21 protein-coding genes and 1 pseudogene are annotated in these 12,304 nt (G+C 59.2%); all 22 read right to left on the reverse strand.

The window, feature by feature from the left end; genetic code table 11:
• Positions 1-13: 13 nt before the first annotated feature.
• Positions 14-1,894, reverse strand: a complete 1,881-nt coding sequence (dsbD, locus tag OKW41_RS39235) for a protein-disulfide reductase DsbD (RefSeq protein ID WP_429575827.1) — start codon at positions 1,892-1,894, stop codon at positions 14-16.
• Positions 1,887-2,220: pseudogene (cutA, locus tag OKW41_RS39240) on the reverse strand (divalent-cation tolerance protein CutA). The gene dsbD and the pseudogene cutA overlap by 8 nt, the downstream one beginning before the upstream one ends.
• Before the next feature lie 189 nt (positions 2,221-2,409).
• The gene (gene rplQ / locus OKW41_RS39245; RefSeq protein WP_013090750.1) at positions 2,410-2,802 is read right to left on the reverse strand and encodes a 50S ribosomal protein L17; all 393 of its coding nucleotides are present in this window, start codon (positions 2,800-2,802) and stop codon (positions 2,410-2,412) included.
• Between the two features lie 191 nt (positions 2,803-2,993).
• Entirely contained in the window at positions 2,994-3,971 is a 978-nt protein-coding gene (locus tag OKW41_RS39250) for a DNA-directed RNA polymerase subunit alpha (protein WP_429575828.1), read from the reverse strand.
• 124 nt (positions 3,972-4,095) lie between these two features.
• A complete protein-coding gene (gene rpsD / locus OKW41_RS39255; protein ID WP_429452016.1) occupies positions 4,096-4,719 on the reverse strand; it encodes a 30S ribosomal protein S4 in 624 nt (207 codons plus the stop codon).
• Between the two features lie 147 nt (positions 4,720-4,866).
• Positions 4,867-5,271, reverse strand: coding sequence for a 30S ribosomal protein S11 (gene rpsK / locus OKW41_RS39260; protein ID WP_006052224.1), 405 nt, complete (start codon positions 5,269-5,271; stop codon positions 4,867-4,869).
• A 28-nt stretch (positions 5,272-5,299) separates the two neighbouring features.
• Entirely contained in the window at positions 5,300-5,665 is a 366-nt protein-coding gene (gene rpsM / locus OKW41_RS39265; RefSeq protein ID WP_008923332.1) for a 30S ribosomal protein S13, read from the reverse strand.
• 41 nt (positions 5,666-5,706) lie between these two features.
• Positions 5,707-5,823: a 50S ribosomal protein L36 gene (rpmJ, locus tag OKW41_RS39270; protein WP_004199844.1), complete on the reverse strand. Its 117-nt coding sequence runs from the start codon at positions 5,821-5,823 to the stop codon at positions 5,707-5,709.
• A 20-nt stretch (positions 5,824-5,843) separates the two neighbouring features.
• Entirely contained in the window at positions 5,844-6,062 is a 219-nt protein-coding gene (infA, locus tag OKW41_RS39275) for a translation initiation factor IF-1 (RefSeq protein ID WP_004521905.1), read from the reverse strand.
• Between the two features lie 8 nt (positions 6,063-6,070).
• The gene (gene secY / locus OKW41_RS39280; RefSeq protein ID WP_429452018.1) at positions 6,071-7,417 is read right to left on the reverse strand and encodes a preprotein translocase subunit SecY; all 1,347 of its coding nucleotides are present in this window, start codon (positions 7,415-7,417) and stop codon (positions 6,071-6,073) included.
• A 46-nt stretch (positions 7,418-7,463) separates the two neighbouring features.
• Positions 7,464-7,898, reverse strand: a complete 435-nt coding sequence (gene rplO, locus OKW41_RS39285) for a 50S ribosomal protein L15 (protein ID WP_018420156.1) — start codon at positions 7,896-7,898, stop codon at positions 7,464-7,466.
• 29 nt (positions 7,899-7,927) lie between these two features.
• Positions 7,928-8,110, reverse strand: a complete 183-nt coding sequence (gene rpmD / locus OKW41_RS39290) for a 50S ribosomal protein L30 (RefSeq protein WP_008923335.1) — start codon at positions 8,108-8,110, stop codon at positions 7,928-7,930.
• 11 nt (positions 8,111-8,121) lie between these two features.
• Positions 8,122-8,640, reverse strand: coding sequence for a 30S ribosomal protein S5 (rpsE, locus tag OKW41_RS39295; protein WP_075303262.1), 519 nt, complete (start codon positions 8,638-8,640; stop codon positions 8,122-8,124).
• Positions 8,641-8,654: 14 nt separating this feature from the next.
• Positions 8,655-9,020, reverse strand: coding sequence for a 50S ribosomal protein L18 (rplR, locus tag OKW41_RS39300; protein WP_429575829.1), 366 nt, complete (start codon positions 9,018-9,020; stop codon positions 8,655-8,657).
• A 12-nt stretch (positions 9,021-9,032) separates the two neighbouring features.
• A complete protein-coding gene (rplF, locus tag OKW41_RS39305; protein WP_018420154.1) occupies positions 9,033-9,563 on the reverse strand; it encodes a 50S ribosomal protein L6 in 531 nt (176 codons plus the stop codon).
• A gap of 18 nt (positions 9,564-9,581) precedes the next feature.
• Positions 9,582-9,977, reverse strand: a complete 396-nt coding sequence (gene rpsH, locus OKW41_RS39310; protein ID WP_006052216.1) for a 30S ribosomal protein S8 — start codon at positions 9,975-9,977, stop codon at positions 9,582-9,584.
• Between the two features lie 14 nt (positions 9,978-9,991).
• Positions 9,992-10,297 (reverse strand): 30S ribosomal protein S14, encoded by a 306-nt coding sequence (rpsN, locus tag OKW41_RS39315; protein ID WP_090802162.1) that lies wholly within the window; start codon positions 10,295-10,297, stop codon positions 9,992-9,994.
• A 7-nt stretch (positions 10,298-10,304) separates the two neighbouring features.
• Entirely contained in the window at positions 10,305-10,844 is a 540-nt protein-coding gene (gene rplE, locus OKW41_RS39320; protein ID WP_429452022.1) for a 50S ribosomal protein L5, read from the reverse strand.
• A 16-nt stretch (positions 10,845-10,860) separates the two neighbouring features.
• Positions 10,861-11,169 (reverse strand): 50S ribosomal protein L24, encoded by a 309-nt coding sequence (rplX, locus tag OKW41_RS39325; protein ID WP_008923340.1) that lies wholly within the window; start codon positions 11,167-11,169, stop codon positions 10,861-10,863.
• A gap of 9 nt (positions 11,170-11,178) precedes the next feature.
• Positions 11,179-11,547, reverse strand: a complete 369-nt coding sequence (gene rplN, locus OKW41_RS39330; protein WP_006998478.1) for a 50S ribosomal protein L14 — start codon at positions 11,545-11,547, stop codon at positions 11,179-11,181.
• 288 nt (positions 11,548-11,835) lie between these two features.
• Positions 11,836-12,108, reverse strand: a complete 273-nt coding sequence (gene rpsQ / locus OKW41_RS39335; protein ID WP_007180129.1) for a 30S ribosomal protein S17 — start codon at positions 12,106-12,108, stop codon at positions 11,836-11,838.
• A complete protein-coding gene (gene rpmC, locus OKW41_RS39340; protein ID WP_007180130.1) occupies positions 12,105-12,299 on the reverse strand; it encodes a 50S ribosomal protein L29 in 195 nt (64 codons plus the stop codon). The genes rpsQ and rpmC overlap by 4 nt, the downstream gene beginning before the upstream one ends.
• Positions 12,300-12,304 lie beyond the last annotated feature (5 nt).

The following is a 12,304-nucleotide window of genomic DNA, read 5'->3' on the forward strand; positions in this document are numbered from 1 at the left end:
CTGCGGCCTTTGATTACACCCCCGACGCACTCGCCCGATCCAGGGTACGCAGGAATTTATCCGCCGATTCGTAGCCGACCACGCGCAGCACTTCCTTGCCACCCTTATCGAAAATAATAATCCCCGGCGGCCCGAACAGATTGAAGCGCTTGAGCAGCGCCTGGTCGTCGGTATTGTTCGCAGTGACGTCGGCGCGCAGCAGATTCATCTGCTTCAGCTTCGCCTGAACGCGCGGGTCGCTGAAGGTGAATTTCTCCATCTCCTTGCAGCTCACGCACCAGTCCGCGTAAAAATCGAGCATGGCTGGCTGCGCCGCCGTTTTGACGGCCTGGTCGAGCTGATCCGATGAACGTACCGGCGCGAACGTCAAATCGCTTTGCGGCGCCGATGCGGCCGCGCTGGAGCGATCCTTCGCGATGCTCGCCTGATTGCCGACGCGAGCCGCGAGCACCGCCAGCGGTCGCAGCGGATCCAACGATCCCGCCGCGAGGCCAACTAGAAGCGCGGCTGCCCAAACCGCCATCACGACGCCGACCGCACGCCCAAGCCGGTGCCATATCGAGGCGCCCGCAACCGACTTGGAAAACAGGCCGAGCGAAACCGCGGCGATCAGCAGCCAGAGGGCGCTCAACAGCATCGACGCCGCCCTGCCGAGCACCGGCCAAACGATCCACAGCGCCGCGGCCAGCAGAACGACGCCAAAGAACACTTTTACACTGTCCATCCACTTGCCCGCGCGCGGCAGCAGTGTACCCGCGCCGAGGCCAATGATCAGCAGCGGCAGCCCGAGCCCGATGCCCATCGAGAACAGTGCCGCGCCACCGAGCACGGCGTTGCCGGTATGCGCGATGAACGTGAGCACCGCAAAAAGCGGCGCGGTCATGCAAGCGCCGACCACCAGCGCCGATAGCGCGCCCATGACGGCGACCGCGGTAAATTTGCCACCCGAGCGTCCCGCTGACGCGCTCGACATGCGATCGCGCCAGCGCGGCGGCAGTTCGAGATCCACACCGGCGATCAGCAGCAGCGCGAAAATCGTCAGAAGGCCGCCAAACGCGCCGAGCACCCACGGGTTCTGCAGCCATGCGCCGAGACTCTGCCCGACGAGTGCCGCCACAACACCCAGCACCGTGTACACGAGCGCCATCCCGACTACATACGCGAGCGACAGCGCGAAGCCACGCCTGCGCGTGACGCGCGCTCCCTCACCGATGATGATCGCCGACAGAATCGGAATCATCGGATACGAGCACGGCAACAAGCTCAGAATGGCGCCGGCAACGAAATAAAGCCCGACGATCGCAAAAAAACCGCCACGCTGCAGCAGCGACTGCGCGTAATCGGCGCTGGTGGCGCGTTGGTACCAAGGTTCGTCATCAGTGGCGGCGGATTGTTGCGCGGTTGGGGTCGCCGCCCCGCTGCCAGCCAGCTGCAGCGCCTCGCTGCTCACGTGGTACACGCGCTCCATCGGGGGGTAGCAGATGCCCGCGTCGGCGCAGCCCTGCGACGTCACCGCAAGATCGAACGGTCCGGCAGCCTGCTTGACCGGAATACGAATCGTCAGCTCGTTGCGATACGTCTCGACATTCTTGTTGAACGTCTGATCGAACTTCACATGACCGCCTGGCAGTTCAGGCTCGCCAAGCGTCGCCGTGCCGTTGCGGGGCGCGAACGCGAAGCGCTCGCGGTACATGTAGTAGCCGTCCGCAATCTTGTAGGTGACGACGACTTGGCCGGGGGCCTCGGTCGCGCTGAACCGGAACGCGACGGACGGGTCGAGGAAGTCGTCCGCGGCGCGTGCGAGCGTGGCGACTTGCGCGAGGAACACGCAGCCGAGCAGAAAGAATGCGGTGCGCAGCGCAGCGCGCGCGCGCCGGTTGAGACCGTTAAACATGAATAGGGCGTTGGGTTTCAGCAGTGATCCACTGGCCGTAGGCGGCGGAGGCCGTCGCTTGCCATGAGAGGATTTCCGGCGTGCCGTAGGGATGGTGAGCCTGAATGTATTGCTCCAGTTCGAGCGCGCGAGCGGCGCTGGTCTTGAACAGCAGCTGGATTTCCTGCACGGTTTCGATCGCGCCCTGCCAGTGATAGCTCGACTGCACGCTGCCTAGCTGGGTGACGCACGCACAAAGGTGAGCGGCGAGCGGCGTCGGCTGCGAGCTTTTGAGCGACGGCCGCATCCGGCATCGTTGTCAGCACCAAGGTCACATTCACACTCACACCAAGCTCCGACGGCGCAGGATTTCGATGCCGATATCGTATCACCTAGCCCTGTCGCCCTGCAGGGCGCCACGCGGTGCGGCCGCGACATTTGGTCACTGCGAAGCGGCTTTCGCTATCAATGAGAAATCCGCCGCGGAAAACAAAAAAGCCAGGCGATGCGCCTGGCTTTTTGTCGAAGCAGAAAGCTTACTCAGCTTCTTGCACTTCCGTTTCTTCAACTTCCGGACGGTCGAGCAGTTCGACCAGTGCCATCGGCGCATTGTCACCAACGCGGAAGCCGAACTTCAGCACGCGCAGGTAGCCGCCCGGACGGTTTGCGTAGCGCGGGCCGAGCACGTCGAACAGCTTCGTGACCGAGTCACGATCGCGCAGGCGATTGAACGCCAGACGACGGTTTGCGAGCGACGGCTTCTTGCCGAGCGTGATCAGCGGCTCGACGACTTTACGAAGTTCCTTGGCCTTCGGCAGCGTGGTCTTGATGACTTCGTGCTCGATCAGCGAGTTGGACATGTTACGGAGCATTGCCAAACGGTGGCTGCTCGTGCGGTTCAGTTTCCGCAGACCATGACGGTGACGCATGTTAATTCCTTCAGTTCAAAGTTTTGGTCCAGCTCTTCTATCGCACTCGTTCTGCAGCATCGACAACAAACAGTGAGCGCACGGGCCGGTAGTGACAAAAGACAAGACGCGGATTTTAAAGGAAAATCCGCGTCTTTGCCAGTACAGTACAGCGGTGCAATTCGCGGGTCACACCCGACCGAGTTGTCCGCTTACTTGTCGAGACCAGCCGGCGGCCAGTTTTCGAGCTTCATGCCGAGCGTCAGACCACGCGATGCCAGAACTTCCTTGATCTCGTTCAGCGACTTGCGACCCAGATTGGGAGTCTTGAGCAGTTCGTTCTCGGTACGCTGGATCAGGTCGCCGATGTAGTAGATGTTCTCGGCCTTCAGGCAGTTCGCGGAACGAACCGTCAGTTCGAGATCGTCGACCGGACGCAGCAGGATCGGATCGATCTGCGGTGCGCGCGACGGCGCTTCCGCCGCTGCTTCGGTACCTTCCAGCGCTGCGAACACCGACAACTGATCGACCAGAATGCGCGCCGATTGTCGGATCGCTTCTTCCGGCGAAATCACACCGTTGGTCTCGATGTTCATCACGAGCTTGTCGAGGTCGGTGCGCTGCTCGACCCGAGCGCTTTCGACCGCGTAGCTCACGCGACGAACCGGCGAAAACGAGGCGTCCAGTACGATCCGGCCGATGACCTTGGCCGACTCTTCACCGTAACGACGCACATTGCCCGGCACATAGCCGCGGCCCTTTTCGACCTTGATCTGCACGTCGAGCTTGCCGCCCTTCGACAGATGCGCGATCACATGATCGGGATTGATGACTTCGCAATCGTGTGCGAGTTCGATATCGCCGCCCGTGACCACGCCTTCGCCTTCCTTCCGCAGCGTAACCGTCACTTCGTCACGATTATGCAGCTTGAAGACGACGCCCTTCAGGTTCAACAACAGGTTGACCACATCCTCTTGCACACCGTCGAGCGTCGAATACTCGTGCACGACGCCTGCAATCGTCACCTCGGTCGGGGCGTAGCCCACCATCGACGACAGCAGCACGCGCCGAAGCGCGTTACCCAAGGTGTGGCCATAACCGCGTTCAAACGGCTCCATGACCACTTTCGCGTGGCTTTCGCCAAGCGATTCAACTGCAATAATCTTGGGCTTCAACAAACTGGTTTGCATAGGTTTTCCTTTTCAATACCCTCGGCTCGTTACACCGATAAGGCTGACCGGTAACAACCTGAAAATAAACAGCCGAGACGCCCCCTTGCGCAACGCAATCAGGGCGCCCCGGCCGTCAATCCGATTACCGCGAATACAATTCGACGATCAGGCTTTCGTTGATGTCGCCAGCGATGTCGCTGCGTTCCGGCTTCTGCTTGAAGGTACCTTCGAACTTCTTCCCGTCGACCGCGACCCAGCTCGGCATGCCGCCTTGCTCAGCGAGCGACAGCGCCTCAATGATGCGAGCCTGCTTGCGCTTCTGTTCGCGCACGGCGACGATGTCCCCAGCCTTCACTTGCATCGACGGGATGTTCGTCACGACGCCGTTCACCGTGATTGCCTTGTGGCCAACGAGCTGACGTGCTTCAGCGCGCGTCGAGCCAAAGCCCATGCGATACACGACGTTGTCCAGACGCGATTCGAGCAGTTGCAGCAGGTTCTCACCCGTGTTGCCCTTCAGGCGGTCTGCTTCAGCGAAGTAGCGACGGAACTGGCGCTCGAGGACACCGTAGATACGCTTTACTTTTTGCTTCTCGCGCAGCTGAGTACCATAGTCGGACGTACGTGCGCCCGAGGTACGGCCGTGCTGGCCGGGCTTGCTGTCAAGCTTGCACTTGTCAGCGAGCGAACGGCGCGCGCTCTTCAGGAAGAGGTCAGTGCCTTCACGGCGGGACAGCTTGGCCTTGGGGCCGATATAACGTGCCACGTTGATTCCTTCTGTGATTTATCACGCGAATGCTTCCACTCGCGCTAGTCCGAACCCTTTGAGTCGAACGGTGGGCTTAGTCAATTCAATAACGCGCGCAGCCCGCCACCGCGCAAGGCGGCAACAGGCGCTCGCAATACCAGCGTCTTAGATACGACGACGCTTCGGCGGACGGCAGCCGTTGTGCGGGACCGGCGTCACGTCGGAGATCGCGGTGATCTTGATGCCAAGACCATGCAGCGCGCGCACCGCCGATTCACGGCCAGGACCGGGGCCCTTGATCCGCACTTCGAGGTTCTTCACGCCGTATTCCATCGCCACGCGGCCAGCTGATTCAGCTGCGACCTGAGCTGCAAACGGGGTCGACTTACGCGAACCTTTGAAGCCCTGACCGCCCGACGTTGCCCAAGCAAGCGCGTTGCCTTGACGGTCGGTGATCGTGATGATGGTGTTGTTGAACGACGCGTGAACGTGAACCACGCCCTCGGCGACGTTCTTCTTGACCTTCTTGCGAACGCGTTGCGCCGCGGAGTTGTTCGAAGCCTTAGCCATTACGTTTTCCTGTAACTATCAGTTCCGCTTACTTCTTCAGCGATTGCGCTGCACGACGCGGACCCTTGCGCGTACGGGCATTCGTACGCGTACGCTGGCCGCGCAGGGGAAGACCCTTACGATGCCGCACGCCACGATAGCAGCCGAGATCCATCAGGCGCTTGATGTTCATCGTCGTTTCACGGCGCAGATCGCCTTCAACGATGAACTTGCCGACTTCTTCACGCAGCTTTTCGAGGTCTGCGTCAGTCAGGTCTTTGACCTTCTTCGAAAATGCCACACCAGCAGCGACGCAAATGTCGCGCGAGCGCGTGCGACCGATACCGTAAATAGCCGTCAGGCCGATTTCAGTATGCTGGTGATTCGGGATGTTAACCCCTGCGATACGAGCCATTGTTTTTCCTCAAACAAAAAGCGCAAGCAAAAGCGCGGCGTTCAGCCTTGACGCTGTTTGTGGCGCGGATCAGAGCTGCAAATCACGCGCACAACGCCTTTGCGCTTGATGATCTTGCAATTGCGGCAAATGCGCTTAACCGATGCCATCACTTTCATGATATTACCCTTTTTTCAAATCACTTCGCCCGGAACACGATCCGCGCACGCGACAGATCGTAAGGCGTCAATTCAACCGTCACCTTGTCGCCCGGCAAGATCCGGATGTAGTGCATCCGCATTTTGCCGGATATGTGTCCCAACACGACATGGCCGTTTTCCAGCTTCACCCTGAAGGTAGCGTTAGGCAGGTTCTCGATTACTTCGCCCTGCATCTGGATAACATCGTCTTTGGCCATAAGTCCTTTCAACGCATCGGGACGCCGCCGCCTTTGAAATTAGCCTTCTTCAGCAGCGATTCATACTGTTGCGACATAACGTACGACTGCACCTGCGCCATGAAATCCATTGTGACGACGACAATGATCAGCAGCGACGTTCCACCAAAATAAAACGGCACGTTCCAGCGCAGCACCAGAAATTCGGGCAGCAGGCAAACGAACACGATGTAGATCGCACCGGCCAGCGTCAGACGCGTTAGGATGCGGTCGATATATCGCGCCGTCTGATCGCCCGGGCGGATGCCAGGGACGAAAGCGCCGCTCTTTTTCAGGTTGTCGGCCGTTTCCCTGCTGTTAAACACCAGTGCGGTGTAGAAGAAGCAGAAGAAGACGATCGCCAACGCGTACAGCAACACGTACACGGGTTGACCGGGCTTCAGGGCTTCGGCCACGTTGTGCAACGTGTCTGCGAACCAGCTGGTACGCGAACCCGAACTGAACCAGTTCAGGATAGTTGCCGGGAAGAGAATGATCGACGATGCGAAGATCGGCGGAATCACGCCCGACATATTCAGCTTCAGCGGCAAATGCGAAGACTGGCCGCCGTAAATCTTGTTGCCCACCTGCCGCTTCGCATAATTCACAAGTATCTTGCGCTGGCCGCGTTCGATGAACACCACCAGATAGGTCACAGCAGCAATCAGCGCGACGACGATGATGGCCGAGATGATGCTCATCGAGCCGGTTCGCACCAGTTCAAAGAGACCACCGATTGCGTTCGGGAAACCCGCCGCAATACCGCCGAATATGATGATCGAGATACCGTTGCCAAGCCCGCGCTCCGTGATCTGCTCACCCAGCCACATCAGGAACATCGTGCCCGTCACCAGCGTCACGACCGTCGTCAAGCGGAAAACCATCCCCGGATCGATCACGAGGCCCGGCTGATTTTCCAGCGCGACAGCAATACCGAACGCCTGGAACGTCGCCAGCACAACCGTGAAGACCCGCGTGTACTGCGTAATCTTTCGCTGACCTGCCTGCCCTTCCTTTTTCAGCGCTTCGAGCTGCGGCGAAACAATCGCCAGCAACTGCATGATGATCGACGCCGAAATGTACGGCATGATCCCCAGCGCGAAAATTGTGAACCGCGAAAGTGCGCCACCCGAGAACATGTTAAACATGCCAAGGATGCCGCCCGACTGGCTTTGGAACAGTTTCGCCAGTTGGTCCGGGTCGATACCCGGCACCGGAATATGCGCGCCGATACGGTAGACGACTAGCGCCAGCAGCAGGAACACTGCTCGCCGGCGCAGATCGCCAAACTTCGCCGCGCCGCGACCGGGTTTTGCGAGACTCGGGCTGTTAGCCAAGTACCTTCTCCGATGCAAGTGCTAGTGACGGCAATTAACTTGCGCGTTACTCGGCAAAAGAGCCACCGGCTGCCTCGATAGCAGCGCGTGCGCTCTTCGTCGCACCCAGACCCTTCACAACGACCTTGCGCTTGAGCTCGCCCGTTGCGATGATCTTGGCGCTACGGATCAGCTCGCCGACCAGGCCGGCTTGCTTGAGAGCCAGCAGATCGATTTCGTCGACTGGCAGCTTCTCCAGATCCGAGAGACGTACCTCACCGACGAACTCCTTCGTCAGCGAGGTGAAGCCACGCTTCGGCAGGCGACGTTGCAGCGGCATTTGACCGCCTTCGAAGCCAACCTTGTGAAAGCCGCCCGAACGCGACTTCTGACCCTTGTGACCACGGCCAGCGGTCTTGCCGAGGCCGGAGCCGATGCCGCGACCAACGCGGCGCTTTGCGTGCTTCGCACCTTCGGCCGGCTTCAGGTTATTCAATTCCATTATCAACTCCTTGAGTCCTGGTCAGCCGCTTAGCTGATGACCTTAACGAGGTACGAAACCTTGTTGATCATGCCGCGCACAGCCGGCGTATCCTGCAACTCGCTAACCGAGTTGAGTCGGCGCAGGCCCAACCCACGCACCGTTGCACGGTGCGATTCACGGGTGCCGATCAAGCTCTTGACGAGCTGGACCTTGACAGTTTTATCAGACATGGTGTCCACCTTTAGCCCAGAATTTCTTCGACGGACTTGCCACGCTTCGCAGCGATGTCGGCCGGCGTGGACTGCTTGCGCAGACCATCGAGCGTCGCACGAACGAGGTTGTACGGGTTCGTCGACCCGTGGCTCTTGGCCACAACGTTCTGCACACCCATCACGTCGAACACGGCGCGCATCGGTCCGCCCGCGATCACGCCGGTACCGTCCTTCGCCGGAGCGAGGAGGACCGTCGATGCGCCGTGCTTACCGTGCACTTCGTGTTGCAAGGTACCGTTCTTCAACGGCACCTTGAACATGTTGCGGCGAGCCTGTTCCATCGCCTTCTGGACAGCGACCGGCACTTCCTTCGCCTTGCCCTTGCCCATACCGACGCGGCCATCACCGTCGCCAACTACGGTCAGTGCAGCGAAGCCGAGAATACGGCCACCCTTCACGACCTTGGTCACGCGGTTAACCGCGATCATTTTTTCACGAAGGCCGTCGTCGCGTTCGTCAGCCTGAACTTTAGCTTGCATCTTTGCCATGACGAATTCTTCCCTTAGAACTTGAGTCCGGCTTCGCGCGCCGCGTCAGCCAGCGCTTTCACGCGGCCGTGGTAACGGAAACCCGAACGGTCGAAGGCGACGGATTCGATGCCGGCAGCCTTAGCCTTTTCTGCAATGCGCTTGCCGATCAGGGTTGCAGCAGCAACGTTGCCGCCCTGTCCCGATTGATCGGCCAGTTGCGCACGCACTTCGGCTTCGAGCGTCGACGCGCTAGCTAGCACCTTGGTGCCGCACGGCGAGAACACTTGCGCATAGATGTGCGTGTTCGTGCGATGCACGGCGAGACGCGCGACCTGCAGCTCAGCGATCTTGATACGCGTCTGACGAGCGCGGCGCAGGCGAGATTGAGTCTTATCCATGATTGCGCACCCTTACTTCTTCTTCGTTTCTTTGAGGATCACAACCTCATCGGCGTAACGCACGCCCTTGCCCTTGTAGGGCTCCGGCGGACGGTAGCCGCGCACTTCTGCAGCGACTTGACCGACTTGTTGCTTGTTGATCCCCTTGATCACGATTTCGGTTTGCGACGGGGTTTCTGCCTTGACGCCAGCCGGCATCTGGTGCACCACCGGGTGCGAGAAACCCAGCGACAGGTTCAGCTTGTCGCCTTGCGCTTGTGCGCGATAACCGACGCCAACCAGCGTCAGCTTGCGCTCGAAACCCTTCGTCACGCCGTGCACCATGTTCGCAACCAGCGCGCGCATCGTGCCCGACATCGCATTCGCCTCGCGGCTCTCATCGACCGGCTCGAACTTCAGCGTGCCGCTGTCGTTCACTACCTTCACGAGGCTGTTGGCAGCCTGCGAAATCGTACCCAGCGGACCCTTGACAGTAATGCTGTCGGCGCTCAGGGCCACTTCCGCGCCTTGCAGCGCGATTGGGCTCTTACCTACTCGAGACATGTTTCTCTCCTTTCGGCCTTAAGCGACATAGCAGATGACTTCGCCGCCAACGCCCGTTGCACGTGCCTTGCGGTCCGTCATCACGCCCTTCGGCGTCGACACGATTGCCACGCCCAGGCCATTCATGACCACGGGGATGTCGTTACGGCCGCGGTACACACGCAGACCAGGCTTCGAGACGCGTTCAATGCGCTCGATGACCGGACGGCCAGCGTAATACTTCAACACGATGTTCAATTCCGACTTCGCACCTTCGGACTTCACTGCGAAATCGTCGATATAACCTTCGTCCTTCAGGACCTGCGCAATCGCAACCTTGACTTTCGACGAGGGCATAGTCACCGAAACCTTCTCGACCATCTGCGCATTGCGGATGCGAGTCAGCATATCGGCGATAGGATCACTCATGCTCATTTATGTTTCTCCTATTACCAGCTCGCCTTGGTCAGGCCAGGGATCTCGCCGCGGAACGCGATTTCGCGAATCTTGTTACGCGCCAGCCCGAATTTACGGAACGTGCCGCGCGGACGACCAGTAATTGCGCAACGGTTGCGCTTACGGGTGGGGTTAGAGTTTCGCGGCAGTTGCTGCAGTTCCAGGCGTGCTGCGTAATGCTCTTCTTCCGACTTGCTCGTATCGCCAATGATTGCCTTCAATGCTGCACGCTTCGGAGCGTACTTGGCGGCGAGGCGAGCACGCTTCTTTTCACGTTCGATCAGTGCCAGTTTAGCCACGGTAACCTCAGTTTCTGAACGGGAACTTGAAGCTGGCGAGCAGAGCCTTTGCTTCGTCGTCAGTCTTCGCAGTCGTCGTGATGCTGATGTTCAGCCCACGCAGTGCGTCGATCTTGTCGTAGTCGATTTCGGGGAAAATGATCTGCTCTTTCACACCGATGTTGTAGTTGCCGCGACCATCGAACGCCTTGCCCGACACGCCACGGAAGTCGCGCACACGGGGGAGCGCAACCGTCACGAAACGGTCCAGGAATTCGTACATTGCCTGGCCACGCAGCGTGACCATTGAACCGATCGGATAACCCTGACGGATCTTGAAGCCAGCGATTGCCTTGCGCGCCTTCGTGATCACGGGCTTCTGGCCCGCGATCTTCGTCAGATCGCCAACGGCGTTTTCGATGATCTTCTTGTCAGCGACGGCTTCGCCAAGGCCCATGTTCAGGGTGATCTTGGTGATGCGCGGCACTTCCATCACGGACTTGTAACCGAACTTCTCGATGAGGCCGGGTACAACCTTCTCTTTGTAAAACTCTTGCAAACGAGCCATTTTTTACTCCGCAGCGTCAGGCGCTCAGTACGGCACCGGTCGTCTTCAGGAAACGGACCTTCTTGTCCCCTTCGACCTTGATGCCTACACGCGATGGCTTGCCATTCGCGTCCACCAATGCGACGTTCGAAATTTGCAGCGGCATCGTCTTGGCTTCCACGCCGCCCGTCGTACCCTTCATCGGGTTCGGCTTGACGTGCTTCTTGACGAGGTTGATGCCCTCGACAGTCACGGTCTCGCCGTGAACGGCCAGCACTACGCCACGCTTGCCCTTATCTTTGCCGGTGATGACGATAACTTCGTCACCCTTGCGAATCTTGTTCATCGCGACTCCTTACAGCACTTCAGGCGCCAGCGAAACGATCTTCATGAATCGTTCGCTACGCAACTCGCGCGTGACAGGCCCAAAAATACGGGTACCGATCGGTTCGAGCTTGGTGTTGAGCAACACAGCCGCGTTGCCGTCGAACTTGATCAGCGAGCCGTCCTGACGGCGCACGCCCTTGGCGGTGCGAACCACCACGGCGTTGTAGATTTCGCCTTTCTTCACGCGCCCGCGCGGCGTTGCCTCTTTGACAGTCACCTTGATGATGTCGCCAATGCTGGCATAACGACGCTTCGAGCCGCCGAGCACCTTGATGCACATGACTTCACGTGCACCCGTGTTGTCGGCCACTTCAAGCCGAGTTTCGGTCTGGATCATGGTTTATCTTTCCCAACTTAATCCGGTCACACCACCATGGCGCTTCCCGGTCAGTCTTGGTCCCGTCAGCCGATCGGCTGCTTGGGTTAGAACAGCAGCGACGGCAAACGAAACCCGCCATCGCAATCCGGTGAATCCTTCGGTCTGGGCTGGCGCCCGAACCGCTTCCCCCACCAACTTCGCCCGCGACGGGGCTCCCAAAGAGGGAAGACCGAAATTATATCAAATAATCTCGGTCTTGCAAGCGAAACTTACTGCGATTTCAACTACTTCTACGGCTTTGCGACATTAGATGACACGAGCAGCCTCGACCAAGCGAGCCACAACCCAAGCCTTCGTCTTCGAAATCGGACGAGTTTCCTGGATTTCAACGAGGTCGCCCTCGTTGTACGTGTTCGCGTCGTCATGCGCGTGGTACTTCTTCGACCGCACGACGTACTTGCCGTAGATCGGGTGCTTCACGCGGTGCTCGACCAGCACGGTAACCGTCTTGTCCATCTTGTTGCTGACGACCTTGCCGACCAGCGTCCGCTTAAGCGAGGTTTTTACGCTATCGTTCATTTCTGGTTCGCCTTCTCAGTCAGGACGGTCCGCACACGTGCGATGTCGCGACGGACCTTCTTCAGCTGGCTCGTGTTCGTGAGCTGCTGGGTCGCGAGTTGCATGCGCAGGCCGAATTGCGCCTTCAACAGGTCCGACAGCTCCTTGTTGAGCGCGGCCTGATCTTTCTGGTGAAGTTCGGAAGCCTTCATCATTT

The organism is Paraburkholderia sp. UCT70 (assembly GCF_050434085.1).
GTDB classification, from domain to species: Bacteria; Pseudomonadota; Gammaproteobacteria; order Burkholderiales; family Burkholderiaceae; genus Paraburkholderia; species Paraburkholderia tuberum.

Coding starts and splice junctions, on each gene's coding strand:
- rpsM (WP_008923332.1), bottom strand. CDS start 5,665: ATGGCTCGTATCGCAGGGGTTAACATCCCGAATCACCAGCATACTGAA.
- rplF (WP_018420154.1), bottom strand. CDS start 9,563: ATGTCTCGAGTAGGTAAGAGCCCAATCGCGCTGCAAGGCGCGGAAGTG.
- rpmD (WP_008923335.1), bottom strand. CDS start 8,110: ATGTCTGATAAAACTGTCAAGGTCCAGCTCGTCAAGAGCTTGATCGGC.
- rpsK (WP_006052224.1), bottom strand. CDS start 5,271: ATGGCTAAGGCTTCGAACAACTCCGCGGCGCAACGCGTTCGCAAGAAG.
- rplR (WP_429575829.1), bottom strand. CDS start 9,020: ATGGATAAGACTCAATCTCGCCTGCGCCGCGCTCGTCAGACGCGTATC.
- rpsQ (WP_007180129.1), bottom strand. CDS start 12,108: ATGAACGATAGCGTAAAAACCTCGCTTAAGCGGACGCTGGTCGGCAAG.
- rplN (WP_006998478.1), bottom strand. CDS start 11,547: ATGATCCAGACCGAAACTCGGCTTGAAGTGGCCGACAACACGGGTGCA.
- rplE (WP_429452022.1), bottom strand. CDS start 10,844: ATGGCTCGTTTGCAAGAGTTTTACAAAGAGAAGGTTGTACCCGGCCTC.
- rplX (WP_008923340.1), bottom strand. CDS start 11,169: ATGAACAAGATTCGCAAGGGTGACGAAGTTATCGTCATCACCGGCAAA.
- OKW41_RS39250 (WP_429575828.1), bottom strand. CDS start 3,971: ATGCAAACCAGTTTGTTGAAGCCCAAGATTATTGCAGTTGAATCGCTT.
- rpsH (WP_006052216.1), bottom strand. CDS start 9,977: ATGAGCATGAGTGATCCTATCGCCGATATGCTGACTCGCATCCGCAAT.
- rplO (WP_018420156.1), bottom strand. CDS start 7,898: ATGGAATTGAATAACCTGAAGCCGGCCGAAGGTGCGAAGCACGCAAAG.
- infA (WP_004521905.1), bottom strand. CDS start 6,062: ATGGCCAAAGACGATGTTATCCAGATGCAGGGCGAAGTAATCGAGAAC.
- rpmC (WP_007180130.1), bottom strand. CDS start 12,299: ATGAAGGCTTCCGAACTTCACCAGAAAGATCAGGCCGCGCTCAACAAG.
- rpmJ (WP_004199844.1), bottom strand. CDS start 5,823: ATGAAAGTGATGGCATCGGTTAAGCGCATTTGCCGCAATTGCAAGATC.
- rplQ (WP_013090750.1), bottom strand. CDS start 2,802: ATGCGTCACCGTCATGGTCTGCGGAAACTGAACCGCACGAGCAGCCAC.
- rpsE (WP_075303262.1), bottom strand. CDS start 8,640: ATGGCAAAGATGCAAGCTAAAGTTCAGGCTGACGAACGCGACGACGGC.
- dsbD (WP_429575827.1), bottom strand. CDS start 1,894: ATGTTTAACGGTCTCAACCGGCGCGCGCGCGCTGCGCTGCGCACCGCA.